Annotated in this window: 23 protein-coding genes; 8 read left to right on the top strand and 15 right to left on the bottom strand. The window is 55.7% G+C overall.

All coding sequences use genetic code 11. The annotated features are described in order from the left end of the window. Positions 1-21 precede the first annotated feature (21 nt). The 9 genes from HZU72_RS08905 to HZU72_RS08865 all read right to left on the bottom strand — a co-directional run bounded on the left by HZU72_RS08905 (position 22) and on the right by HZU72_RS08865 (position 11,965). The gene (locus HZU72_RS08905) at positions 22-1,794 is read right to left on the bottom strand and encodes a complex I subunit 5 family protein (protein WP_180091461.1); all 1,773 of its coding nucleotides are present in this window, start codon (positions 1,792-1,794) and stop codon (positions 22-24) included. After that, on the bottom strand, positions 1,791-3,296 hold the full coding sequence (locus HZU72_RS08900) for a complex I subunit 5 family protein (protein WP_180091460.1): 1,506 nt from the start codon (positions 3,294-3,296) through the stop codon (positions 1,791-1,793). The genes HZU72_RS08905 and HZU72_RS08900 overlap by 4 nt, the downstream gene beginning before the upstream one ends. Continuing rightward, positions 3,293-4,783, bottom strand: coding sequence for a complex I subunit 5 family protein (locus HZU72_RS08895; RefSeq protein ID WP_180091459.1), 1,491 nt, complete (start codon positions 4,781-4,783; stop codon positions 3,293-3,295). The genes HZU72_RS08900 and HZU72_RS08895 overlap by 4 nt, the downstream gene beginning before the upstream one ends. After that, complete coding sequence (locus tag HZU72_RS08890; protein WP_180091458.1) at positions 4,780-5,478, bottom strand: hypothetical protein; 699 nt, start codon at positions 5,476-5,478, stop codon at positions 4,780-4,782. Before HZU72_RS08890 ends, HZU72_RS08895 begins: the two co-directional genes overlap by 4 nt. A gap of 40 nt (positions 5,479-5,518) precedes the next feature. Next, positions 5,519-6,184, bottom strand: a complete 666-nt coding sequence (locus HZU72_RS08885) for an alpha/beta hydrolase (protein WP_180091457.1) — start codon at positions 6,182-6,184, stop codon at positions 5,519-5,521. Positions 6,185-6,274: 90 nt separating this feature from the next. Further along, entirely contained in the window at positions 6,275-8,044 is a 1,770-nt protein-coding gene (locus HZU72_RS08880) for an SLC13 family permease (RefSeq protein WP_180091456.1), read from the bottom strand. Positions 8,045-8,339: 295 nt separating this feature from the next. Continuing rightward, on the bottom strand, positions 8,340-8,546 hold the full coding sequence (locus HZU72_RS08875) for a cold-shock protein (RefSeq protein WP_022522448.1): 207 nt from the start codon (positions 8,544-8,546) through the stop codon (positions 8,340-8,342). Between the two features lie 204 nt (positions 8,547-8,750). Then, positions 8,751-10,427 (bottom strand): GMC family oxidoreductase, encoded by a 1,677-nt coding sequence (locus HZU72_RS08870; RefSeq protein WP_180091455.1) that lies wholly within the window; start codon positions 10,425-10,427, stop codon positions 8,751-8,753. A gap of 26 nt (positions 10,428-10,453) precedes the next feature. Beyond that, positions 10,454-11,965, bottom strand: a complete 1,512-nt coding sequence (locus HZU72_RS08865; RefSeq protein ID WP_180091454.1) for a CoA-acylating methylmalonate-semialdehyde dehydrogenase — start codon at positions 11,963-11,965, stop codon at positions 10,454-10,456. 180 nt (positions 11,966-12,145) lie between these two features. Between HZU72_RS08865 and HZU72_RS08860 the strand changes: the two genes are divergently transcribed. Next, the gene (locus HZU72_RS08860; RefSeq protein WP_180091453.1) at positions 12,146-13,078 is read left to right on the top strand and encodes a LysR family transcriptional regulator; all 933 of its coding nucleotides are present in this window, start codon (positions 12,146-12,148) and stop codon (positions 13,076-13,078) included. Positions 13,079-13,185: 107 nt separating this feature from the next. Further along, entirely contained in the window at positions 13,186-13,809 is a 624-nt protein-coding gene (gene msrA, locus HZU72_RS08855; RefSeq protein WP_180091452.1) for a peptide-methionine (S)-S-oxide reductase MsrA, read from the top strand. 17 nt (positions 13,810-13,826) lie between these two features. Here msrA and HZU72_RS08850 read toward each other — a convergent pair whose 3' ends face one another. The 4 genes from HZU72_RS08850 to HZU72_RS24295 all read right to left on the bottom strand — a co-directional run bounded on the left by HZU72_RS08850 (position 13,827) and on the right by HZU72_RS24295 (position 16,063). Beyond that, on the bottom strand, positions 13,827-14,342 hold the full coding sequence (locus HZU72_RS08850) for an AAA-type ATPase lid domain-containing protein (protein WP_180091451.1): 516 nt from the start codon (positions 14,340-14,342) through the stop codon (positions 13,827-13,829). After that, on the bottom strand, positions 14,302-14,487 hold the full coding sequence (locus HZU72_RS08845; protein WP_180091450.1) for a CBS domain-containing protein: 186 nt from the start codon (positions 14,485-14,487) through the stop codon (positions 14,302-14,304). The genes HZU72_RS08850 and HZU72_RS08845 overlap by 41 nt, the downstream gene beginning before the upstream one ends. Before the next feature lie 95 nt (positions 14,488-14,582). After that, positions 14,583-15,533, bottom strand: coding sequence for an iron-containing alcohol dehydrogenase (locus HZU72_RS08840; protein ID WP_443089492.1), 951 nt, complete (start codon positions 15,531-15,533; stop codon positions 14,583-14,585). A gap of 14 nt (positions 15,534-15,547) precedes the next feature. After that, the gene (locus tag HZU72_RS24295; RefSeq protein WP_443089491.1) at positions 15,548-16,063 is read right to left on the bottom strand and encodes an iron-containing alcohol dehydrogenase family protein; all 516 of its coding nucleotides are present in this window, start codon (positions 16,061-16,063) and stop codon (positions 15,548-15,550) included. Positions 16,064-16,471: 408 nt separating this feature from the next. On the opposite strand from HZU72_RS24295, the gene HZU72_RS08835 reads away from it, so the two are divergent. The 6 genes from HZU72_RS08835 (at position 16,472) to HZU72_RS08810 (ending at position 22,579) form a co-directional block, all read left to right on the top strand. Further along, positions 16,472-17,257: an ABC transporter substrate-binding protein gene (locus HZU72_RS08835; protein WP_208458006.1), complete on the top strand. Its 786-nt coding sequence runs from the start codon at positions 16,472-16,474 to the stop codon at positions 17,255-17,257. 120 nt (positions 17,258-17,377) lie between these two features. Further along, positions 17,378-18,043 carry an amino acid ABC transporter permease gene (locus HZU72_RS08830; RefSeq protein ID WP_180091449.1) on the top strand — a complete coding sequence of 222 codons (666 nt, stop codon included), beginning with the start codon at positions 17,378-17,380 and terminating at the stop codon, positions 18,041-18,043. Then, complete coding sequence (locus tag HZU72_RS08825) at positions 18,040-18,768, top strand: amino acid ABC transporter ATP-binding protein (protein WP_180091448.1); 729 nt, start codon at positions 18,040-18,042, stop codon at positions 18,766-18,768. The genes HZU72_RS08830 and HZU72_RS08825 overlap by 4 nt, the downstream gene beginning before the upstream one ends. A gap of 12 nt (positions 18,769-18,780) precedes the next feature. Then, positions 18,781-20,073, top strand: a complete 1,293-nt coding sequence (locus HZU72_RS08820; RefSeq protein ID WP_180091447.1) for an NAD(P)/FAD-dependent oxidoreductase — start codon at positions 18,781-18,783, stop codon at positions 20,071-20,073. A 97-nt stretch (positions 20,074-20,170) separates the two neighbouring features. Continuing rightward, a complete protein-coding gene (locus HZU72_RS08815; RefSeq protein WP_180091446.1) occupies positions 20,171-20,959 on the top strand; it encodes an IclR family transcriptional regulator in 789 nt (262 codons plus the stop codon). 237 nt (positions 20,960-21,196) lie between these two features. Next, entirely contained in the window at positions 21,197-22,579 is a 1,383-nt protein-coding gene (locus tag HZU72_RS08810; protein WP_180091445.1) for an NAD-dependent succinate-semialdehyde dehydrogenase, read from the top strand. Between the two features lie 93 nt (positions 22,580-22,672). On the opposite strand, the gene HZU72_RS08805 is transcribed toward HZU72_RS08810, so the two are convergent. After that, complete coding sequence (locus HZU72_RS08805) at positions 22,673-23,161, bottom strand: phosphatidylglycerophosphatase A family protein (protein WP_180091444.1); 489 nt, start codon at positions 23,159-23,161, stop codon at positions 22,673-22,675. Then, positions 23,161-23,907 carry a tellurite resistance TerB family protein gene (locus HZU72_RS08800; RefSeq protein ID WP_180091443.1) on the bottom strand — a complete coding sequence of 249 codons (747 nt, stop codon included), beginning with the start codon at positions 23,905-23,907 and terminating at the stop codon, positions 23,161-23,163. Before HZU72_RS08800 ends, HZU72_RS08805 begins: the two co-directional genes overlap by 1 nt. Between the last annotated feature and the right edge of the window lie 87 nt (positions 23,908-23,994).

Here is a 23,994-nt window from a genome sequence, read left to right as displayed (position 1 = left end):
AGTACAGTCCACACAGTCGTCTCATCGCTGACCTTCCCACATCATTAGCGCCGCAAGCAGCACGGCAAGCAACATCATCAGCCCACTGGCATGGTGGCGCAACCAGGACTCCGTCGACAACAGGCGTGTTAAATCGCCCATCAACATCTCTTCAGTTTTTTGTGCGCTTGCCACGCTCGCCGCTTTAAGCTCGGCGCAGTAGTGCCCAAACAGTCGTATCGGCACCAATGCAGCGCCGAACATTCCCGCATAGAGCCACCATAGATCGCCAGCGGGGAGGGATTTACCCTTAAGCGGTCGCGTTAATAGCCAGCCCAACGCGGCGAACAGAACCCCTACCGGGAATGGCCATATAATCCCCAACCACTCTTTAAACGGCGGCATCTCGATACTACCAGCAGGAAGAGGGAGCCAAAATGGCGTTAACAGCGCTGCCGCTATGGCAACTAACCAGGCGCCCCACTGCTCTCGGTTACTGCCTCCTTTATGGCGCTGCTGCCACTGACGCCATAGGGCAACGCTTACCAGAGCTGCCGTGCCAACAGCCGCCCAACTGAGTAGTTTGATTAACGATTCATGATGCATTTCGTAGAGCGGACTCTTCACCCCCCACTTGCTGATCATGCCCGCCCCAATGGCGCCCGCCAGCGAGATACCTGGCAGCGCCAGCAAAGCCCAGACCAACGGCAGCGGCCAACGGGGTAGATGTTCACTGATACTGGTGCCCATAAACAGTGAACCTTTGGCCAGCGCGTGATGGGCGGCAAACAGTACTAAGCCTGGCCATAGCAGCGGCCATACGTCTGGCGCAACTAACCCCATGGCCACCAGTGAGGTCATCATGCCCATCTGGCTGATACTGGAGTAGGCTAAAACGGCTTTAGGGTGGCGCTGAAAAACGCCATACAGCGCGGCGCCAAAGGCTGCCGCCAGCCCTGCCATTAACATGATGTTGCCAAACTGGGCTAAGGAAACTGAAACCTGCTCATCACCTAACGGCAGCACACTGATCCAGCCCAGCAGCCCCGCCTTAATCATCGCCCCGCTAAGCACCGCGCTGGCTGGTGCCGGTGCCACCGGGTGGGCTAACGGTAGCCATACGTGTAAGCCAATAACCCCTGCTTTCACGCCAAAGCCCAAGCACAACAAGGCGGCCATCCATGCGCCTTGCTCTGCGACTAAAATGCCTTCACGCAGACCTTGCAGCGTTAATGTGTCAGCTTCGCCGGCTGCCCATAGAAAGCCACCTATAATGAGCCCTTCGCCCACCACGGCTAACATCAAATAGGCCTTGGCCCCCAGCCGTGCCTCCACAGTACCGCTATGCACCACCAGGGCGTAGGCGGCGAAGGTCATCAGCGCAAAGCCTAGATAAAAACTGGCGATATCCTGGGCAATAATCAGTAATACGTTGCCGAGCAGTGTCAGCGGCCAAAGCAGCGCTAAGCGCAACAGGCGTCGCTGAGTATCCTGATCACCCTTCTGGGCCTTCGCCTGTTCCGCCGCAAAATAGCCCCTTGCGTGGATGGCTGCCACCCCCCAGAGCAATGCGGTAAACGCAAGCCAGGGGCGACTTAACGAGTTAAGCGCCCATTCACCACCCAGCATCCAGGCATCCATCGTCCACTGCGCTTCACCGCCGTAGGCTAGCAGCAGCGCTGGCCAAGCGGCGCTTAGCCATAGTGCTGAAAAATAGCTCTGATAAGCAGCCGGAGCGCGGTAGGCGCTCCATAGCGTCCAACCGATGACGACCAGCGGCCAAAGTAGCGCCAGGGCAAGCAGCATGGTCATCATGGCAGATACTCCCCGTTGGCTACCCGAGCAGCCCAATCCAAGGGGCTAAAGGGGAGCCCGGCAAACAACCCGGCCCCCAAACTCACCAAGGCGGTAAACACCATCGGTAACAGCAGCCAACTATGAGTTTCAAAACGGCCTAGACGCTGCTCTTTGGGCCAACTGCCTTTGCCATGGGCAGGCCCTGAACGGAACCATAAGCGGTGCACAATGGGCAAAAAGTACATGGCATTGAGGGTACTGCTCGCCACTAGCACGGCGACAACCCAATACATCTCGGCCTGAATCGCGCCAACACCGAGGTACCACTTGGTAATAAACCCCGCCACGGGCGGAAGGCCAATCATGCCAAACGCGCCGATAGTAAACGCGATGCTGGTCAACGGCATACGTTTACCGGCGCCGTCCATTTCATCAATACGATGAATCCCCAGCTCTTCGGCATAGTTGCCCGCACAGAAGAATAGCGTGACCTTCATTAGGCCCTGATGCAGCAAATGCGCTAAAGCACCGACGGTGCCGAAAGGGCCAAACAGGCCTATACCGAGGATGACATAGGAGACCTGACTGACGGTGGAGTACGCTAGGCGGGGCTTCAGCTCCTCTTGGGCAATGGCTCTTAATGAACCATAAATAATCGTAAATGAGGCAGCCACCGCTAGCGCGGTAATAACGCCGAGCTCCACGCTAAGTTCAATGCCAAACAGGTCGTAAACGACCCGCAGAATCCCGAAAGCCCCCGCCTTCACCACCGCTACCGCGTGTAGCAGCGCACTCACCGGCGCGGGGGCAACCATCGCCCTGGGTAGCCACCCATGCAGCGGTACCATGGCCGTTTTTACCGCCAGCCCACCTACGAGCAGGGCAAATATTAGCGTTAGCAAACCGCGATGATCGTTTAAATAGTCGCCCAACCCCTCTTCAGAGGAGAATGACTGATCCCCGGTCAGGCTATACAGCAGCACGGTGCCAAGCAGCAGTACCACACCGGCACTTAAGGTGTAGCGCAAATAGACGCGCCCCGCATCGAGTGCTTGCTGGGTACCGTTATGAACCACCAAGGGGTAGGTGGAGAGCGTCAACATTTCGTAGAAAATCAGGAAGGTAAACAGGTTATCAGCCAGCGCAATGCCGATCGTACTCGCAACGCAGAGGCTAAAAAAGCCAAAAAAGCGCTTCCGATTAGCTGAACCTTCCAAGTAGCCAATGGCGTAGATTGTGGTGCATAACCACAGCAGTGACGATAGTCCGGCGAACATCACCCCCAGCGCATCGCTGCGCAGCACAAAATCAACGCCACCGATCACTTGAAAGCTAAAAATATCCTCATGTCCCGCGGCAACCCGCCTGACCATAAGAGTAACCAGAATAATCTTAACCACCGCCGCCATAAGGTTGATCGTCGTGCGCAGCCGCCGGGCTTCTTCCGGCAGTGCAAAGATAACCACCACTACCAATAGCGAAGTGGCCAGAGCGGTCAGCGGTAACCAGGCGGCATTCATGGGCTACCTCCATGCATCAATTCCAGCGGAAAATGCGCCAATAGCCCCAGGGCGAACGCAATCAGAGCAAGCGTTAGTGCGATCAGATCCATGCCCGGCGCAAGGGGTTGATAGCGATGGCGGGGAGCCGTCTCATCAAAACAGTAGCGAAACAGTCGAAATATATAGGCGGCAGTGAGTAGCGTACCGATCAATAACGCGGCCACAGCCCACCACTGCTGGGATATCACCATCGCCTGTAGCAGCAGCCACTTGGCGGTAAACCCCGAGCTGGGCGGCAGTCCCATCAAAGTAATGGAGGCAATACCAAACACTAATAGCGAAAGCGGCAAGCGGCGACTGGTGCCGGCCAGGCCTTTGAGTGTGCTCTCCCCGGTGGCCAATATCAGGTTACCTGCAGCCATGAACATAGCGGCTTTAGCAAAGGCATGGCCCATTAGCTGCAGCCAGAACCCTTCCCAAGCCAAAGCGCGGGGTAGCGGGGCAATATCCGGCCCCAGTAGTAGCGGAAAAGCCACCATCAGGTAACCCAACTGACCCACGGTAGAAGAAGCCACCAGGGTTTTAAGTGAATCGGTACGCCACGCCAGCAACCCGCCCCATACAATCGCCAGCAGACCTAACCAGGCAATAACACGCGGGGCGTAGAACGCATCAGGGAGCAGAATGCTCCACAGCTGCAGCAATATAAACAGCGACGCTTTGATCACCAGCGCCGCATGTAACGCGCTTACCGGTGTCCAGGCATTCTCGTGGACAGGAGTCAGCCAGGCATGCAGCGGAAACAGCGCGGCTTTCAAGGCCAGCCCGGCGCCTATCAATGCGGCGGCAAACCACGCCACCGGCCCAGGCTCTACGACCTCAGCCAAGCCCTGCAAATCCAATCGCCCCCAGTGGCCCAAAATCAGCGCCACCCCGAGTAGATAGGTTAACGATCCCATCAGGGCCAAGAGCAAATAGCGCATTCCCGCCACCAGCGCGGCTACCTTGCCCGATAACATCAGCATGCCGACCGCCGCCAGGCCCATCAACTCCAGCCCCGCATAGAGGGTCAACAGGTCAGTGGCCAACCAAATTAACGAAAGCGCGCTCAGCACTACGCCCATCAGCGGCCACAGCCAGCGTGCCAACGGCCCGGTTTCGCTTAAGCGCAGATACCCTGGCGTATAGAGCGCTGCCGCACCGCCAATCACCTGAGTCATTAATAGCAACAGAACACTCAGACCGTTTAAGCGCAGCGACAGCTGAACGCCTGCTATATCCCAATGCCAGCGCAGTAGTCCCGCTTGATCGTAAGCAGATAGCAGCATTAGCCCAGAGGCCAATACCGGCACACTCGCCAGCACCACGGGCCATGCCCGCTTAGGGGGAAATAGCGCCGCCAGCATGCCCAGCAGCAGAGGTAAGCCAAGTGCAACTAGCAGCGCCCAGTGAGTAGGAAGCAGGGGTTCAAAGGTGCTATCGAAAAGGCCAAAGCGCCAAATCATGTGGCGCCCTCCCCAGGTTTACCGTCACGCCCCAAGGCCTCGACGCCTTCAAGATGCAAAAGCTGCCGAATCAACAGCGCACCCAGCATTGACCCCAGCCAGGCGACTAGCAGCCCTACACTAATTAACGCCTGAGCATTCGCCGAGGTGCCTGCCACGCCAGCCAGTAGCATAAATACCGCCGAGCCGAGCAGATTAAACGCCAGCAGGCGACGCAGCAGATGGCGGTGTAGCGCAAACGCCCCTAAGGCGGTAGCGGCAATCACCACGCCAGCAACGAGCAGCGGATGCTCTGAAGGTGCATACGCCATATCGGCGACGACATAGCGAATCGCTGCGCCGACCATGACAACCCAAGCCAGCGCCAATACCATCCGCATCGCCACCCGCGACCAAGGCTCGCTGAATTTATCGCGCTCGAGAGGGGAGGAAGCGCCGGGCAAAACGTGACCCAGGGCATAAAAAAAACAGGGCCCGGTTAGCCCTACCCCTAGCACTAGCTCAACAGCTGCCAGCCAGGGAGCACCAAGCTGCAACCAAGCCGCAGTCATTGCAGCCGCAAAGGCCACAAAAAAGTAGCAGGCGCGCACCAGGTGACGATCAAACAGGCACACCAGCGCCGACGCTGTGAGGCACAGCGCTAGCAGCACTTCTATTGCGTCAAGAGAGTGTATTGCATCAAAGGAGGCTGTCATTCGTTTTCGCTACATCCTTGCATCGGTCACGAATAGGCGCTTAGTTTAGGCGAGAACTCAGCCATTTGCCGATATCATTCACCTGCTGGGGGCAGAGCGAATGGGCCATAGGGTATTGGCGGTAGTTGACCGCGTAGCCCATCTCTTTTAAGCGGTCGGCACCACTACGACCCAGGCTTTCAGGCACAATGGGGTCAAAGTTACCGTGCTGCACTTCTATAGGGATTTGACGATTGGCTTCCGCAAGGTCGATATTGTCGGCGGTTGCGAAGTAAGTCGACATGGCTAATAAACCTCCTAGCGACGCGGGGAAAGTCAGTGCGGCGTGGTAGGCAACAGCACCACCCTGCGAAAAGCCCGCAACAATAATGCGTTGGCTATCGATGCCCTGGTCGATCTGCTCTTGAATCAGCGCCTGGATTCGCTCAGCAGATTTCTTGAGCTGGATCTCATCGACCCGACGCCCCAAATCCATGGCCAAAATATCGTACCAAGCCGGCATTACCATACCGCCATTGATCGTCACCGGCAGGCGTGGCGCATGGGGCATGATAAAGCGCACGTGGGAATCTTTAGGCAGCGCTAATGCGGGTACCAAGGGTTCAAAATCGTGCCCATCCGCGCCTAAGCCGTGAATAATAAACACACAGGCATCGGCGGGTTGACCATCTTTCGGCTCAATAATCAGTTCGCCAGGAGCAGTCATGACATCGTATTCCTTATTCAAAAAGGGCCACCCTAGCGCAAACCCGCGTTAACAGCGAGCCATGACATGTTTAAAAAGGTCACGCCACGTTTAAAAGGGCCAGACAAGGGGAATCAAAACGAGCGCTATGGCACCCGTCAGTATATTTAATCCACTGCCCAGACGTAGAAAATCGCTCACCCGGTAACCACCTGGGCCATACACCATCAGATTGGTTTGATAGCCGATGGGGGTTAAAAAGCTCGCTGAGGCGGCAAACATTACCGCCACCACATAGGGCATCGGGCTCACGCCCAAGCTTTCGGCCGCGCTCATCACCACCGGAAAAATAATCACTGCCGCTGCGTTGTTGGTCACCAGCTCGGTGAGCAGCGCCACCACGCAGTAAGTGCCTACTAACAGTAGCAAAGGGTTCCCGGCCACTAAAGTGAGCACCCCGCCGGCTATTACTTCGGCAGCACCAGAGCTTTGCAGCGCGGCCCCCACCCCAAACGACGCGGCAATGGTGAGCAACACCTGGGTATCCAAGCCACGCTTGGCGGCGCCCACCGAGCAGCAGCCCGTCAGTAGCGCCAATGCCGCCCCCAACATGGCAGCATTGAGCATACTCAGCACACCGAAGGCGGCGAGCAGCACGGCGCCTAACAGCAAGCCCCACGCTAGCGGCGCTTTCTCATGGATCGGCCGCGCCGCGCCATTCAACTCACTAATCAGCAGGAAATCCCGCGACTGACGGTGCCGCTCAATAAAGGGGGGACGCGCCTCCAGCAGCAGCACGTCGGCGGGCTGCAGCCGCACTTGGCCAAGATTACCCTTAACCCGCTCGCCGCCACGGCAGATCGCCAGCACTGCTGCCCCATAAAGGGTTCTAAAGTGGCCATCGCGAATACGCTGGCCAATAAACTGGCACTGATTTGAGACCACTGCCTCTACCAAGCGGCGCTCTTTGAACTCTTTCTCCAAACTGGAGGTGTCGTCTCGGGAGGGAATTAAGCCACGAATTTGCTGCAACTCCACCGCCGCATCAGAGGTACCTGCAAACACCAGCCGATCGCCGCCTTTGAGCTGCTCGCCAGGCCCAACAACGCTGACCACGTTGCCTGCGCGCTCAATCTCGACCAGAAACAACTCCTGCAGGTGGCGTAGCCCCGCCTCTTCGACAGTGCGATCCACCAGCACTCCTGCCGGGTCGACTTCCATTTCGATAGTGAACTCACGTGGGTTGGCAAACGCATTGGCCAGCCCTTCCCTAGCGGGCAACAAACGTGGCCCTAACAAGACTAGATAAGCAAGTCCTGCGATTGCCACGGGTACACCTACCCAGGCCAAATCCAACAGGCCCATGCCAAGCTCAGGGTAGCGCTCCAGCAGCAGCCCATGCACCACTAAGTTAGTGCTGGTGCCAAAAAGCGTGATGGTGCCACCGAGGATAGAGGCGAAACTGAGCGGCATCAGCAGCCGCTGGGGAGACAAGCGCAGCCGACGGCTCCAGCTCATGACCGCGGGAATATAGGTAGCGACAACCGGGGTATTATTGACAAAACCGCTAAGCGTGGCCACGGGGAGCAGCAGGCGAACCAACGCGCCTCGCTCGCTTTTTGGCCGTTTGAGCACATAGCGAATAATCAGATCGATGCCGCCGGTTTCGCGAATGCTGGCCACCAGCACATACATAAACGCCACGGTAAACAGGCCGCTATTGGAGAAGCCCCCCAGCGCCTGCTGTGGGTCAATCACACCCAGCGTCATCAGTAAAATAACCGCGCCCAGCAAGATAATATCTGGCCCCAGGCGTGAAAAGGCCATCAACGGGAAGATGGTGAGCACCACCCCGACCGCTATCCAAGCATCCAGCGACATAACCACGACATCCTTAACAAATAAGCATGGCGGTATTGTGAAGCCAATCTTATATTCTAAAAAGTTATTTTTAGAAACATTTAAAGATCGAAATGGAATATGGTGTGAGGTGTGAGGTGTGAGGTGTGAGGTGTGAGGTGTGAGGTGTGAGGTGTGAGGTGTGAGGTGTGAGGTGTGAGGTGTGAGGCAAGCATAAGGATTGCCTTAATTATACAGATACAAAAAACCCCGCGCTCGGCGGGGTTTTTTGGTCAATCAACGCTAGGCGGTGATTGTTAACACCTTAGTAAAGGAATTAACCTTCTACTTTGATGTTAGAAGCCTGAAGGCCTTTTTTACCCTGTGTGACGTCGAAGGAAACCTTCTGGCCGTCTTGCAGAGATTTGAAGCCTTCTGCCTGAATTTCTGAGAAATGCGCGAACAGATCGTCGCCATTGTCGTCAGGAGAAATGAAGCCGAAACCTTTAGTGTCGTTAAACCACTTAACGGTACCAGTTGCCATGATCGAAATCCTCGATGTTGCTAATTAAACCGGGAAATACCCGAATTGCAGTGGGTATAACAAGAGACTTTCACCAGATTTAACGCTAGAGGCGCTTCTATACTGCTGACAACGTTCGACTTGCTAACCAACTCCAATCATTTTGCGCTCAACCACCCTCCCGCGTCAACACCCTCATAAAACGTTGATTAATAGATCTTGCCACTAGGGCCTCTCAGTCAGTATCCAACCGGCGGCCTTCTCTGCAATCATCAGCGTCGGAGAATTGGTGTTGCCGCTGGTGATGGTCGGCATAACGCTTGCGTCGGCCACTCTTAGCCCCATTACGCCACGCACTCGTAGCCGGGCATCGACCACTGCCATCGCATCATCCTCGCGGCCCATCCTTGCAGTGCCCACTGGGTGGAAAATAGTCGTGCCGATATCACCGGCCAGCCGGGCTAGCTCATCGTCGCTTTGGTACTCGACGCCAGGTTTCACCTCTTCCGGCGCGTATTTGGCAAACGCAGCCTGCTCGGCGATGCGCCTAGTCACACGCAGGGAGTCCGCCGCCACCTTGCGATCCTCTGGGGTACTCAAGTAATTGGGAGAAATCGCTGGTGCCTGGCGCGGGTCGCTGCTTTTCAGCCGCACGGTGCCCCGGCTGGTCGGGTTCAAATTACATACGCTGGCGGTAATCGCTGGGTACGGATGCAACGGCTGGCCAAAGGCTTCCAGGCTTAGCGGCTGCACGTGGTACTCAATATTGGGGTGCGGTTGATCCTGCGTACTGCGGGTAAAAGCCCCCAACTGCGAAGGTGCCATGCTCATCGGCCCAGAGCGCTTAAACAGGTACTCAAGGCCAATTCCCGCTTTACCCCACAGCGTACTGGCCATGGCATTCAGGGTTTTGCCATTAGTAATCCGATATATCGAACGAATCTGCAGGTGATCCTGCAAGTTCTCGCCGACGCCCGGCAGCTCATGCACTACCTCAACTCCATGCTCACGCAACGGCTCTGCGGGGCCCACACCGGAAAGCTGCAGCAGATGCGGCGTACCAATAGCCCCTGCGCACAGCACCACTTCCCTGTTCGCCATGACGTGAAGGGGGCTGCCCTCACGCTCCACCTCCACCCCAGTGCAGCGCAGCATGTTGGCACTTTTTTCGAACAGCAGCCGATTTACCTGGGTGGAGTGCCATAGCGTGAGGTTTTTGCGCTTGAGCGCAGGGCGCAAAAACGCTTTGGCGGTATTCCAGCGCCAGCCCGAGCGCTGATTGACCTCAAAGTAGGCCACGCCTTCGTTAGAGCCACGGTTAAAATCGTCGGTACGCGGGATGCCCGCCTGCACGGCAGCTTCGGCGAAATCATCCAGCACCTGCCACTTTAGGCGCTGCTTTTCGATCCGCCACTCCCCACCGTGGCCGTGAAAATCCCGGTGCAGGGCATCTGCATCGCCCCCCTCATCCAGACGATAGTGATCTTCATGTTTGATAAAGTCGGGAAGGCAGTTCTCCCAGCGCCAAGCGTCGTCGCCGGTAACTTCCGCCCAGTGGTCATAGTCTCGCGCTTGGCCGCGCATATAGATCATGCCGTTGATGCTAGAGCAGCCGCCCAGGGTTTTCCCCCGCGGATAGATCAGCGAACGGCCGTTGAGTCCCTTATCGGGCTCGGTGCGAAACAGCCAGTCGGTGCGTGGGTTATTTATGCAGTAGAGATAGCCCACCGGAATATGAATCCAGTGGTAGTTATCGCGACCGCCCGCCTCTATCAGCAGCACCTTATTATTGGGATTGGCACTCAAACGATTAGCCAGAAGGCACCCCGCGGTGCCTGCGCCAATCACGATATAGTCGAAGTAACTGATATGGTCGACATTGTTATGGGTAGATTCTGACATTGGTTGGCTCCGGTAACGTTTAGTCGCTACTTCGCCGTGGGCATTACAAATTCAGCCCCGGCATCAATCGAATCCGACCAACGCTGCATAATCGACTTCTGCTTGGTGTGGAAACGCACGCCCTCTTCCCCGTAGGCGTGGGTATCACCAAACAGCGAACGCTTCCAACCACCAAAGCCGTGCCATGCCATGGGCACCGGAATGGGCACATTGATACCCACCATGCCAACCTGAATGCGGCGGCCAAACTCCCGCGCTACCGTACCGCTTTCGGTAAAGCAGCTAACCCCGTTACCGAACTCATGGTCGTTAATCAATTGGATCGCAGTGGCGATATCCGGTACTCGCACGCAGACCAGCACTGGGCCAAAAATTTCTTCTTTGTAGATCGTCATCTCCGGAGTGACATTGTCAAAAAGCGTGCCGCCCATCCAGAAGCCTTCGGCACACTCCTCCCCCGCCGAAGAGGCGTCAAAGGAGCGGCCGTCGACCACCAATTCAGCGCCTTCAGCCACGCCATTTTCGATATAGCCGGTAATACGCTGGTGGGCTTGGCGGGTCACAATGGGGCCCATTTCCGCATCAAGCTGCATACCGTTTTTTACTTTTAGCGCTTTAGCCCGCTCAGCCAATACTGGCACGACTTTATCCGCCACATCACCGACTAACACCGCTACGCTAATCGCCATGCAACGCTCGCCAGCTGAGCCATAGGCGGCACCGATCAGTGCATCGACGGCTTTATCCAAATGTGCATCAGGCATCACTACCATATGGTTTTTGGCCCCGCCCAAGGCTTGAATGCGCTTGCCGTTGCGCGCGCCACGCTCGTAGATCAGGTTGGCAATCGGCGTTGAGCCCACAAACGACAACGCCTTAACGTGAGGGTGGTCAATGAGCGCTTCCACGGAGTCTTTATCGCCCTGCACAACGTTGAACACGCCATCGGGCAGGCCCGCCTGCTTTAGCAAGTCAGCCATCAGCAGCGAGGCACTGGGGTCGAGCGGGCTTGGCTTCAAAATAAACGTATTACCCGCCGCAATTGCCAGCGGGAACATCCACATCGGCACCATGGCTGGGAAATTAAATGGCGTTATACCTGCAACGACGCCTAACGGCTGGCGCATCGTCCAATTATCGATCCCGGTACTCACCTGCTCGGTGTAGTCCCCCTTTAACAACTGCGGGATACCACAGGCAAATTCAACAATATCGATACCACGGGCCACTTCACCCTGGGCATCGGTGAACACCTTGCCGTGCTCTTTGGTAATTGCTTCGGCTAGCTCATCTTTATGAGCGTTTAACAGCTCTAAAAACTTGAACATCACCCGGGCGCGGCGGATCGGCGGGGTATCGGCCCAGGAGGGAAAAGCGGCTTGTGCGGCCGCTACCGCCGTATTGACGTCCGCCTGAGAAGCGAGCGATACACGACCGGTAACACGGCCAGAGGCGGGGTTAAATACGTCCTGGGATTGAGCAGACTCACCAGCGGTGACCTGGCCATTAATAAAGTGCTGAATCGCTGTTGTTGTCATGGGAGTGCCTGTTTTTAAAAACGCATGTTAATAACACGTGTGAAAAGCTTGCCAAAAAACGCTTGCTAGCAAGAGCCTAATGTCAGCCTAGCCTACTGGGCCTAGCGAACGGATCAATTGAGTTATTTAAAAGCCAGTTATAAGCTCTGCTAATATCACGACAAATATTTGAGGCTAATCATGCAAGAGTACGCCACTCTGCGCGCCTTCGTGGCCGTTGCACGAACAGGCAGCGTGTCACGCGCCGCAGAACAGCTGCACCTGACTCAGCCAGCCATTAGCCTAAAGTTGAAGCAGCTGCAGGCGAATTTAGGCCTCACGCTGTTTAGCCGACGCCCTCAAGGCCTTGCGCTGACGCCTGACGGCCATGCGCTGCTGCCTGCCGCTGAAAAAGCCCTGGCCAGCGCCCTGTCGTTTGAGCAAACCGCCGGGACATTACACAGCACGCTGCGCGGCAAGCTCTCGATCGGCACCATTGTCGACCCCGAATTTCTCCGCCTAGGTGCTTTTTTGAGCCGCTTGATGGCTCGTGCGCCGCAGTTAGAAACCGAACTACACCATGGTATGAGCGGCAGCGTGCTTAATCGCATTGAGCAAGGCGACTTGGATGTTGGTTTTTATCTGGCACCGCCCGGTCAAGGCCCTGGGTCAGGCCTTGAAAAAGGGCCTGGAAAAGGCCGTGAGACGCTTGCTTGGCGTGAGCTAACCCATTTTGATTATCACGTGATTGCCCCTGCAGGCTGGGAAAATCGACTCACTGATACTCGTTGGGAGCACTTAGCCACGCTGCCCTGGATTGTTACGCCACAGGATTCCGCCCACCATCGGCTGTTAAAGCAGGCGCTGGCACCGAGCGGCGCAGTACCCAACCGGGTGGCCCAAGTTGACCAGGAGGCCTGCATGCTTGACCTGGTGCGCGCAGGCGTTGGTTTAAGCCTGGCCCGGGACGCCCTGGCGATGACCGAGCGCCAGGAGAGCGGTCTGGCAGTGGCGGAGAATATTCGCCTGCCCTGCGCGCTAAGCTTTATCTGGCGTCATGAAAGTACCAACGAATCGACCGTCAACGCTGCGCTCAGTACGCTGGATGAGGTATGGCCCCATCGTCTAGGCTAAGTCATAAAAAAAGGGTTGTGACAAAGGGGCTGTAAGGAAAGGGAACACCAAACGACTAATCAACTCCATAATGAACAGTAACTCGCCCCGCTACTGGAGTGCTTGCAATGATCCGACTGCCCCCTCTTCGTCCATTCACGCTTAGCGTGTTGGCTGCCGCTGGCCTAGCCAGCCCTTCGCTTCAAGCCCAGAGCAGTGCAGAAGCCACGTTTGCAGGCGGCTGCTTCTGGTGTATGGAACCCCCTTACGATAACCAGCCCGGTGTTAGCGCCACCATTTCCGGCTATATCGGCGGCGAGCTAGAGAACCCCACCTACGAAGAAATCTCCCAGGGCGGTACTGGTCATGCTGAAGTCGTGCAAATCGAATACGACTCCGAGCAGATCAGCTACGAGCAGCTATTAGAAATCTTCTGGCGCAACATCGACCCCTTTGCGGTTGACCGTCAGTTCTGCGATGTAGGCGATCAATACCGCTCGGCGATCTTCTATCACGACGAAGTCCAGCGTGAACTGGCCGAAACGTCCAAAGCCGAAATGGAAGCGCGCTTCGACCGGGAGATCGCCACCCAAATAGTACCAGCCACTACCTTCTGGCCTGCTGAGGAGTACCACCAGGACTATTATCAAAAGAACCCTGTGCGTTATAAGTTCTACCGCTACAGCTGTGGTCGCGACGGCCGCCTTGAAGAAGTGTGGGGCGATGAAGCCGGAGGGCCTACGTTTGAGTAGCAGGTGCACAATATGATCTAACGCCAGCGCCGCTGCTTTTTCACCAACGTCGACTGATCGATTCCCAGCACAGCGGCCGCTGCGCGCGTCGTGACATGCTTGGCAAGCGCTTGTTGAATTAGTAGCTGTTCAAACCGCTTAACCTGCTGCCGAAGATCACCATTCATGGACTCTAAACTAAGGGGCAGAGCGGGAAATATCTCACTCGGCAGCGTAGTGGTAGTGATCTCGTTCTCTACAGCCGTGACGGCTAAGCGCTCGGTTAAATTGATCAGCTCGCGGATATTACCAGGCCATGAGTAGTTCGAAAGTAATTCCAACGCCTCGGGATTCCAGCGCCTATTAACATCGTGTAACTGATTGAAATGGTCTAGATAATAGTTCAGTAATGGGATTACCTCATCGCGACGTTGCCGCAAAAGGGGTAACCATAGCGGCACCACGCTTATGCGATAAAATAGATCCTCATGAAAGCTCCCTTTCTTAACGTGGTCATTTAAATCCTGATGGGTAGCGGTAATCCAATGCCGCATCACACTGCGCCTTTTCGATATCGGTGCGAGTTAACACCCCAATTACCTGCCCCTGGGTATCAAAGACTTCCACCGCATCAGTACCGTGTAAATCAAATAACGGCAGTGCAGTTTCGAGTGAAAGCCCTTCTTCGATACGTTGCATAACAGTTCCTCTGCTAAGCCAGGCCCACCGCCTAAGCGGTGGGTACTAGTTTTCCAACTGTATTGGCGGTTAAGCCACTATAGGGGCTGAGACTGTTATTTGCGTAACGGGACTGCCGGCTCAAAGTCAGCTACTGGCTGCGCTGCCTCATCCCAATCCTTAACGAAGGTTTTATCCACCTCTCCAGAGAAGAAGCGTTTGCCGTAAATTAACGCGCAAAGCAAAATACCCACCCCAAAGGCCCAGGTAGCGCCCTTTATCACCAGCATGGCAGCAATAATCCCTGCGATACCTAAGTCCCGCTGGCTGCGCGCTTCCATAATGCCGATGCGCACACTGACATAGCCTTGAATGAACAACGTCAGGGCCAGCGCAATTCCCAGGATAGGTTCCACCAGGCTCACAATCGGTAGCAACAACAAACCCGTATTCGTACCCCAACGAAACGAACCAGAGCCGCCGAAGATAGAGTTCATCGCCGCTTTGCCCTGCTTGTAACGCTCAAGGGTTAACACCCGCGAGTTATTACGCAGCAAACGTTCCACTTTAATGGCCTCGGCGGGCAGTTCAGAAATGGCGGATTCAGAAATATCAAACGAGCGTAAACCGGAAGGAATCTCCACATCAGCACACAGCTTATGCATGCGCTGGATAACCGCATGAGCGGCTGCATCATCCGAAAGCCCAGCCACGGGTTCATGAAAGGCCACCGCAATGCCACGAAAGCGCTCGACGCAGGCCAGCTTGTTCCACTCCATGACGAAGGGCAGTAACAGCGCATTCGTCACCCCATTGGCCAAGTGGTAGCGCCCACCTAAAGGATACGCCAACGCATGGACTGCGCCCACGCCGGCATTACCAAAGGCCAGGCCTGCCAGCAGGCTACCGGTGGCCATATCTTCACGGGCCTGGAGATTGTTGGGAGGGGCAAACGCCTTGGGGAGCGCATGCACAATGAGGTTCATTGCCTTAACCGCCAATGCATCGGTAATCGGCGTGGCAAAGTTAGATAGATACGCCTCTACTGCATGGACCAACGCATCCACCCCGCTGGCCGCCGTCACAGAACGTGGGCAACTTTCATCTGTTGGGCTTTATCCGACAGAATCGCGATATTGGTCACTTCAGAACCGTTGCCCGCCGTGGTGGGCATGGCGATCAAAGGTAGTGCGCGTTGATCAACCATGTTCTCGCCAAACAACGCCTCCAGCGGACCTTCATAGTGCGCATATACCGCCACACACTTAGCGATGCCCATGGCACTCCCGCCGCCGACGGCAATAACGCTGTCGTGCTTGCCAGCATTAAAAGCGCGGGTACACATTTCGACTATTTCCACTTCAGGCTCGGGCGTTACCTGATCAAACACCTCATAGCTCACCTTTAGTGCCGTGAGCTGCTCAATAATCATATCCAGCGTGCCAGAAGCCACTACACCGCTATCGGTAACGATTAAGGGGCGCTGCATACCCAACGATTGAACATAAGGCTGCAACTGCTGTGCGGCCCCATGGCCGGTAATCAGCTTACCGGCACTTTTAAAGCTACTCACTTGATTAAAGCTACTTAACTGCATATGGCGCTTCCTATTAGCTTTTATTGGTTGTTTTACCAGCTCGATTATCAAACAGAGAATAACGCTGGCCACTTTTTACTTAACAAACGCCATGCCAACCTAAAAAAACAAACAACCAGCTGATTTAATTGATAAAAAAAATTGAAGATAAAACCATATAGGTAGATGGGAAGCAAAAAATCATCGAACATCGACATTTTGATGACTTAATTCAACAACGTATTCGCATGCTGGCCCAAGCACGGTAACTACGCGCGTAAAACAAACACGCCTTGCCAATTTATCGCATTGCGATAAATAATAACTCTTGCCGATAAATAAAAACTCACCTAGGCTCTGAAGTGACGTTACCGAATAGCTTTTAACAAGGCGTAAATAACAACCCCCAACACTCTCAATGGTGACCCAATGAAACCTACATCCGACAGCCAACCTCTTCTTCACTTTAAAAAAGCGATGCTGTTACCGGCCATACTGGGCGCAGCCTTATCGCTTGGTGCCACGGCAAACGCACAGGAAGTGCTAAAAGCAGGCGGAACGCCAAGCGGGATTCCGTTTACGTTCCTGGACGTGCAAACCAATGAGATCACCGGCGCGATGGTCGATCTGGTCAATGCACTGGGCGAAGATATGGGCTATGAGGTTACTGTTCAGGAATCGCAGTTCAACGCTTTAATACCCTCGCTGACCGCTGGGCATATCGACATCATTTCCGCCGCGATGCTGAAGACCGAAGAGCGCGCCAAACAAGTCGCGTTCAGCGATGATGTCTACCCCTATGGCGAAGGGGTCGTTACCCGCCAGGACTACGATGGCAAGATCAACACACTGGAAGACCTTTCAGGCGAAGTGATTGGCGCCCAGGTAGGCACCACCTACGTTGAACAGCTCAACAACATGGGCATTTTTCCCGAAATCCGTAATTACGACTCCCTGGCAGACATGATGCGCGACATCTCGTTAGGCCGCATTGTGGCGGGTGTCGGTGATGCCCCCATCATGAGCTATCACCTCAGCCAAGACCGCTTTCCAGAGCTCCAGCTAGCAGACAACTACGAGCAACAAATGGTTGGCCATATTGGCTTTGCGGTTGACCAGGAAAACACCGAACTGCTGAAACAAGTGAACACCTCACTAGCTCAACTGAAAGAGAATGGCACTCTCGATGCCATCTTCGAAGAGTGGGGGTTGTAAACCACTCCCAGGTAACCCACCGGCAGCGTTAACCAAACAGCCTGCTAATGATCACCCCAGCACCGCTTCCCTGCCCCTTCGGGGGTAGTTGAAGAAGTGCATGCAAAATAAAGGCTTCCCATGGAGTTTTCGGACATCACCGCCTTTCTACCCATTCTATTAAAAGGTGCTCTGATTACGGTGCAGATCACCATTGGCGCCCTACTACTAAGCACCCTGCTCGGCCTGCTCTTAGCCCTGATGAAGCTCTCACCCGTGCGGGCGCTGTCGCTCACCGCAGGCACCTTCATCAATGTGGTGCGCGGCCTACCGATTATCGTTCAACTGTTTTATATCTACTTCGTACTCCCCGAACTCGGCATACAACTTAGCGCCTTCCAGGCAAGTATTATCGGGCTCGGCGTCGCCTATAGTGCCTACCAAGCGGAAAACTTCCGCGCCGGTATAGAAGCGATTGAAGCCGGCCAAATTGAAGCCGCCAGATCCATCGGCATGAAAAGCAAGCTCATCATGCGCCGCGTTGTACTGCCCCAGGCGATACGCATTGCGCTGCCTCCCTATGGCAATACGGCCGTCATGATTCTGAAAGACTCATCGCTAGCCTCCACCATCACCGTGGCCGAAATGACCCGGGCCGGGCAGCTAATTGCCGCCTCCACCTTTCAGAACACCACGGTCTACACCCTGGTGGCCCTGCTCTACCTCTGCCTTAGCCTACCGCTGATATTTGGGGTTAACCGCTTAGAGCGCTATTTCGGAAAGTCGGCGAAAGGAGGCAATTCATGATCAACATCAACGCTATTCACAAATCCTTCGGCGATGTAGAAGTGCTCAAAGGGGTCAGCCTAACGGTCGCCAAGGGGGAAGTGGTGTGTCTGATTGGCCCCTCGGGCTCTGGCAAGTCGACCGTCCTTCGCTGTATCAACGGCCTGGAGTCCTATGATCAGGGTAGCATTACGATCAACGACCGCCAGGTCGATGTGGCCAGCAAAGATATTAACGACCTGCGTACTCAAGTCGGCATGGTCTTCCAGCGCTTCAACCTATTCCCCCACCGCACGGTGGTCGAAAACGTGATGGAAGGGCCGATCTTCGTCAAAAACGAACCCCGTGAAACCGCCCACGCCAACGCCATCGCGCTGTTGGAGAAAGTCGGGCTAGGCGACAAAGTCGAAGCCTACCCACAGCAGCTATCCGGCGGCCAACAGCAGCGTGTCGCCATTGCCCGCGCCCTGGCCATGCAACCGGAAGCCATTCTGTTCGATGAACCCACCTCCGCCCTCGACCCCGAACTGGTGGGCGATGTGTTAACCGTCATGCGTGATCTGGCCAACGAAGGCATGACCATGGTGGTCGTCACCCATGAAATGGGCTTTGCCAAGGAAGTCGCCGACCGCGTCTGCTTTTTGTATGGCGGACAGATTGTCGAATCCGGCGATGCCCACACGCTGCTTACCCAGCCTTCCCACGAGCGCACCCAGGATTTTCTGCGCCGCGTGCTAAACCATTAACGGAGACCAAGGATGGCAATCTCATCTCATATGCCCCCCTCCCTGTGGGCTGACACAGCCCCCGCGGGCAGAGACTACCCAGCACTGCAGAGTGCCCAGCACAGCGATGTGGTGATTATCGGCGGCGGATTTACCGGCCTTTCCGCCGCCCTGGCACTCGCCAAACGCGGCATAAGCACCGCCTTACTGGAAGCCGAGAGCATCGGCTGGGGCGCGTCAGGCCGTAACGGCGGCCAAGTCATTCCCGGCCTCAAATACGACCCAGATGAACTCATCACACGCTATGGCGAAGAGCGCGGCCAACGCATGATAGAGCTCTCTGCCCGCAATGCCGATGTGGTGTTTGACCTTATAAAGCAGCACAACATTGATTGCGACGCACAGCAGCGCGGCTGGATTCAACCCGCTGCTACCCATGCCAGCCTGAAAGCGATTGAATACCGTGCCCGCCAATGGCAAACGCGTGGCGTAAATATCGCCTGGCTAGATCAGCAGCAGTGCGCCGAGCGTCTCGGCACTTCAGAGTATCTTGGCGGCTGGGTAGACCCTAGGGCTGGCGGGTTGAATCCGCTAGCCTACGCCCGCGGGCTGGCACAGGCAGCGCACGATAGTGGAGCAACGCTGCATGAACACACTCGCGTAAGCTCGCTTACCCGTGCCGAAGGTCGTTGGCGCGTCACGGCGGAAGGCGGTGCGGAAATTCAGGCAGAGCGGGTTCTGCTCTGCACCAACGGCTACAGTGACAATCTGCAACCTAAACTCGCCAGCAGCCTAATCGCCGCCAATAGCTATCAGATCGCCACCCGCCCCCTTACGGCAGAGGAAGGCAATCATATTCTGCCCGGTGGCGAAGTGGCGTCAGATGCCCGCAAGCTGCTGCTCTACTTCCGCCGCGACCAGGGTGGCCGCCTGCTGATGGGCGGCCGTGGCTCCTTCAACGACCCGCAGAAGCCCAGCGACTTTCGGCATCTCGAAAACGCCATCATCAAACTCTACCCGCAGCTAAAGGACATTGAGATCGCCTTTCGCTGGGCAGGACGCATCGCCATCACCCAGGATTCGCTTCCCCACGTACACGAACCCCAGCCAGGGCTCACCGTGGCGCTAGGCTATAACGGCCGTGGCGTTGCCATGGGAACCCACCTTGGCAAGTTGCTGGGAGAACAGCTAGGGCAGCACTCGATGGATGCAGCCCTGCCCTTTTCGCTCACGCCCATTAAGCCGATTCCCATGCACGGCCTACAAAGGCTGTATGTAGAAGCGGTGGTCAATTATTATCGGGCCAGGGACTGGCTGGAGCGCTAAACGCCCCAGATGCTTCCACGCCAACACGCTCGATGTTGATACGCTCCCCTTGCGGTATCGCCACCCAAGAGGAGCACGTAAGGAACCCTATAAAAGCATGAAGCACACCAACGAACCACGCTCGCCACAGTTCAATCAATCGCTGGAGAAAGCATTTGCTTTGCTTGAGCTGTTTGATGCTCAACACAGCGAACTCAGCCTCTCGGAAATCGCCAAGTTTTCAGCGCTAAGCATGGGCTCGGTGCAGCGCATCACCCACACGCTCGAACAACTCGGCTACCTGGTCAAAGCACCCGCCAGCCGCAAATACCGGCTCGGCATCCGCTTGATGACACTTTCCGCCAACTATCTAGAAGCCGACTTACTGGTCGATTGCGCCAACCCCTACCTCTCGGAATTGAGCAACAGCTGCCTGGAAACCGTGTCGCTAACCGAGCCCTGCGGGCTCGATATGATCTACATGGCCCGTTTTACCAGCCGCCATTACATTCCCATTCATATGCCGGTGGGCAGCAGTGTACCGATGTACTGCTCCGCCTCTGGCAGAGCGTATTTATCGGCGCTGGACGACACCCGCGTTCACGAATATTTAACCGCCTGCGAGCTAAAGGCCCACACGCCTAATACGATTACCGATATCGACACTCTCAGCGAGCTGATCCGCGAATGCCGTTCACGCGGGGTCGCCTGGAACGATGCCGAATACTTTCTCGGCGACATCAACATTGCCGCACCGATCCGTAATGCCGCCGGTTTGCCGGTGGCCGCCGTACACATCACCACGCCCAGCAGCCGCTGGAACCTTGAGCGGGCCCTGGAACAGCTCGCGCCCTTGTTAATGGAGTGCGCCCGCGCCATTACCAAAGCCGCTCGCATGCGTAGCTGATGGTAGTGATTAAGCCGAGTTTTTATTACACTTCAGAGCAACACAAACAGGCCCACACAAATTCTTTGAGCAATTAAAGGAACTGATTGATCGTGTCACTGCCGGACAGTGAAGGCTTCATTATGCAGAGGCACTCATTTTGTACTAAGGTTGCTGAGCAACAGAAGTAGACCGGTCGATTAGGCGCCCTGGAGCTGGACGCTTTGACCCCACGTTGATCAATAGATAGGAGATCTTATGAGCAACAGTATCAAGACGATCAATCCCACCAATGGTGAAACCCTCGAAACCTATACGCTAATGAGCAGCGCGGAAGCCAAGCAGATAGGGGATGCCTGCTACGAGGCGTTTCTCGATTGGCGCCTAGAATCGCTGGAAAGCCGCGCTAAAACGGTCAAAGCCATTGGCCAAGCACTGCAAAAGCATAAAGACGAGCTTGCCGATCTGATGGTCAAAGAGATGGGTAAACTGCCCTCTGAGGCCCGCCAGGAAGTCGATCTTTGCACCGGCATCTGTGACTACACCGCTGAGCATGGCCCCAAAAAGCTAGCCGACGATGAGCGTCAGCCTGGCAACGGCGAACGCGGTTTCGTGACCTACTCACCGATGGGTGTAATCTACGGCATTCAGCCCTGGAACTTCCCAGCGTATCAGGTGGTACGTTACTCCATCGCCAATATCATGGCGGGTAACGGCGTACTGCTAAAACACGCTGAAAACGTAACCGGTAGCGGCTTGCTGTTGGAAAAAATCTACCGCGAAGCAGGTCTTCCGGAAAACGTCTTCCGTACGCTGGTGATCTCTCACGATGTTTCTGATGAAGTGATTGCTCATTCTGCGGTACGTGGCGTAACGCTAACGGGTAGCAATGGCGCAGGCCGTAAAGTCGCCGGTAAAGCGGCTGAGCATCTTAAAAAGACCGTGCTTGAGCTGGGCTCTAACGACGCCTACCTGGTGCTCGATGACGCCGATATGGATGTCGCCATCGATACCTGCGTCCAGGGGCGGGTCTACAACGGCGGTCAAACCTGCGTCGCGGCCAAGCGTTTTGTGGTCACTGAAAAGAACTACGAAACGTTTAAAAAGCGCTATGTAGAACGCATGCAGTCGCTTAAAGCGGGTGACCCGACTCAAGAAGGCAGCGACCTGGGCCCCATGGCTCGTGTGGATCTGCGCGATGGCCTCCACGAACAAGTGGAAGAGAGCGTGCGTAAAGGCGCGAAGATTCTCTGCGGTGGCGAAAAGCCATCCGGTAAGGGCGCGTTTTACCCGGTCACTGTGCTGGACAACGTCACCCCCGGCCAGCCCGCTTACGACGACGAGTTGTTTGGCCCCGTCGCTGCGCTGATTCGTGCCAAAGATGATGAAGACGCCATGCGCATTGCTAACGACAGCCGTTACGGCCTGGGCGGCGGTATCATCTCTAAAGATGTGAAACGCGCCACCGAGCTTGCCAGCAAGTACTTTGATACCGGCATGGTGTTTATCAATGGCTTTGGTGTCGCTACCCCGGAAATGCCTTTCGGCGGTGTTAAAAACTCCGGTTATGGTCGCGAGCACGGTGGCTTCGGCATGCACGAGTTCGTCAATGCCAAGTCGGTGATTGTCGTACAAGAGTAAAGCTATAATCTCTCACAATCGTGAGCGATAGATAACATAGAGCGCCGCTAGCTTTTTATTAGACTAGCGGCGCTTTTTTCGTTGCGAGTCCTATTACGAGTTTAACTGCTGCCCCGAGGTTCGACGCTGCCAAAGCTTTAGCCCAATCACCATGACCACCCATGTCACCAACGCCGCGATAACATCATCCAAAACAATGCCAAAACCGCCATGAACATACTCTGCCAGATGAATCGGCATCGGTTTCAGCGCATCGAAAAAACGGAAAACACCGAATGCCAGTGCCATGACCAGCGGCTGGCGTGCTGCCTGCAAACCGATTACCGCCAGCGGGAACGCCACATACTCATCAGCGACGATGCTGCCATGATCCAAACCGTCATAGTGCCATGCGGCGACGTGGCAAACCGGCACTGCAAGTACCAGCAGAGCAGCGATGATAGCGCCCTGCTGAACCAGCGGGCGGCTCAGCAGCCACCATGCTAGTGGGATACCTAAAAGTGAACCAAAGGTACCCGGCGCCATCGGCGCTAGCCCCAGCCCAAAGCCGGTAGCTAGCCAAAAATTAACCGTATCCAGCATTAACCCGCCTGCTGCGCTTGAAGCTCAAGTTCGTCGGTCATCTCTTTGGGCAAGTTAAGTGCACTGGCTAGCTGGTCGAGCCAGGCGCGCTCCATGGGGTTTTGATCATCGGTCACGGCCACGCTGATCAGGTACATTTCACGGGCCGCTTGTGGGGAGTCCGCTTCGCGGGCCAGCGCTTGGGCATCCAGCGGTGCTTTTAACTGCTGCTCCACCCAATTATGCATCTCCTGGTCGGCGCCTAGGGCGTCAATCTGCTCGGTAATCAGCGCCTGCTCCTGCTCATCAATATGGCCATCGGCTCGGGCAGCCATGATCATCGCCTGCAATAGTTCCAGGCTGCGTCGTTCCTGGTACTCACCGCTAAGCACTTCTACTCGCTCGCCCTCTGGCGCATTCTGGGCCGTATTTTGCTGGGCATTGCCATTTTTTGCCGCCTGAGAACTCTGCCACGCTTTCCATGCCAGCACGCCCACCCCAGCAATGGCGCCGTATTTCAGCGCTTTGCCACCCATGCTGCGGCCGCGCTTGGAGCCAACCAACATTCCCATGGCACCGCCGCCGAGCAGGCTCTTAACATCAAAGCCACTGGAGGAGCCGCCACCTTGACCGCTGCTACTGCCACCACCTAGCTGCTTAGAGAGCCCGCTCAGCATGCCTTTAACATCGACGCCACTGCTACTGCCGCCCTTCTGACTTCCGCCGGCTTGCTGCATCAGTTGCTGTAAAATTTTGCTTGCGTTCATTCTTGTACTCCTAAGTAGATAGTATCTTTAGGGCTCGTTTGACGATTCATTCACTTTATAAAACACGCTATATGAACGCAGCATGAA

Origin of the sequence: Vreelandella sedimenti (genome assembly GCF_013416325.1) — a bacterium.
Lineage (GTDB): Bacteria > Pseudomonadota > Gammaproteobacteria > Pseudomonadales > Halomonadaceae > Vreelandella > Vreelandella sedimenti.
Note: the sequence above shows the minus strand (reverse complement) of the source record. Positions and strands in the feature narration are given on the sequence as shown.

What these genes read in the sequence shown, in the direction of transcription:
- HZU72_RS08820 (WP_180091447.1), top strand. Translation starts at nt 18,781, where the DNA reads ATGGCAATCTCATCTCATATGCCCCCCTCCCTGTGGGCTGACACAGCC.
- HZU72_RS08805 (WP_180091444.1), bottom strand. Translation starts at nt 23,161, where the DNA reads ATGCTGGATACGGTTAATTTTTGGCTAGCTACCGGCTTTGGGCTGGGG.
- msrA (WP_180091452.1), top strand. Translation starts at nt 13,186, where the DNA reads ATGATCCGACTGCCCCCTCTTCGTCCATTCACGCTTAGCGTGTTGGCT.
- HZU72_RS08845 (WP_180091450.1), bottom strand. Translation starts at nt 14,487, where the DNA reads ATGCAACGTATCGAAGAAGGGCTTTCACTCGAAACTGCACTGCCGTTA.
- HZU72_RS08875 (WP_022522448.1), bottom strand. Translation starts at nt 8,546, where the DNA reads ATGGCAACTGGTACCGTTAAGTGGTTTAACGACACTAAAGGTTTCGGC.
- HZU72_RS08810 (WP_180091445.1), top strand. Translation starts at nt 21,197, where the DNA reads ATGAGCAACAGTATCAAGACGATCAATCCCACCAATGGTGAAACCCTC.
- HZU72_RS08815 (WP_180091446.1), top strand. Translation starts at nt 20,171, where the DNA reads ATGAAGCACACCAACGAACCACGCTCGCCACAGTTCAATCAATCGCTG.
- HZU72_RS08905 (WP_180091461.1), bottom strand. Translation starts at nt 1,794, where the DNA reads ATGATGACCATGCTGCTTGCCCTGGCGCTACTTTGGCCGCTGGTCGTC.
- HZU72_RS08880 (WP_180091456.1), bottom strand. Translation starts at nt 8,044, where the DNA reads ATGTCGCTGGATGCTTGGATAGCGGTCGGGGTGGTGCTCACCATCTTC.
- HZU72_RS08850 (WP_180091451.1), bottom strand. Translation starts at nt 14,342, where the DNA reads ATGCGGCATTGGATTACCGCTACCCATCAGGATTTAAATGACCACGTT.
- HZU72_RS08860 (WP_180091453.1), top strand. Translation starts at nt 12,146, where the DNA reads ATGCAAGAGTACGCCACTCTGCGCGCCTTCGTGGCCGTTGCACGAACA.
- HZU72_RS08800 (WP_180091443.1), bottom strand. Translation starts at nt 23,907, where the DNA reads ATGAACGCAAGCAAAATTTTACAGCAACTGATGCAGCAAGCCGGCGGA.
- HZU72_RS08830 (WP_180091449.1), top strand. Translation starts at nt 17,378, where the DNA reads ATGGAGTTTTCGGACATCACCGCCTTTCTACCCATTCTATTAAAAGGT.
- HZU72_RS08870 (WP_180091455.1), bottom strand. Translation starts at nt 10,427, where the DNA reads ATGTCAGAATCTACCCATAACAATGTCGACCATATCAGTTACTTCGAC.
- HZU72_RS08865 (WP_180091454.1), bottom strand. Translation starts at nt 11,965, where the DNA reads ATGACAACAACAGCGATTCAGCACTTTATTAATGGCCAGGTCACCGCT.
- HZU72_RS24295 (WP_443089491.1), bottom strand. Translation starts at nt 16,063, where the DNA reads ATGCAGTTAAGTAGCTTTAATCAAGTGAGTAGCTTTAAAAGTGCCGGT.
- HZU72_RS08895 (WP_180091459.1), bottom strand. Translation starts at nt 4,783, where the DNA reads ATGATTTGGCGCTTTGGCCTTTTCGATAGCACCTTTGAACCCCTGCTT.
- HZU72_RS08900 (WP_180091460.1), bottom strand. Translation starts at nt 3,296, where the DNA reads ATGAATGCCGCCTGGTTACCGCTGACCGCTCTGGCCACTTCGCTATTG.
- HZU72_RS08835 (WP_208458006.1), top strand. Translation starts at nt 16,472, where the DNA reads ATGAAACCTACATCCGACAGCCAACCTCTTCTTCACTTTAAAAAAGCG.
- HZU72_RS08825 (WP_180091448.1), top strand. Translation starts at nt 18,040, where the DNA reads ATGATCAACATCAACGCTATTCACAAATCCTTCGGCGATGTAGAAGTG.
- HZU72_RS08885 (WP_180091457.1), bottom strand. Translation starts at nt 6,184, where the DNA reads ATGACTGCTCCTGGCGAACTGATTATTGAGCCGAAAGATGGTCAACCC.
- HZU72_RS08890 (WP_180091458.1), bottom strand. Translation starts at nt 5,478, where the DNA reads ATGACAGCCTCCTTTGATGCAATACACTCTCTTGACGCAATAGAAGTG.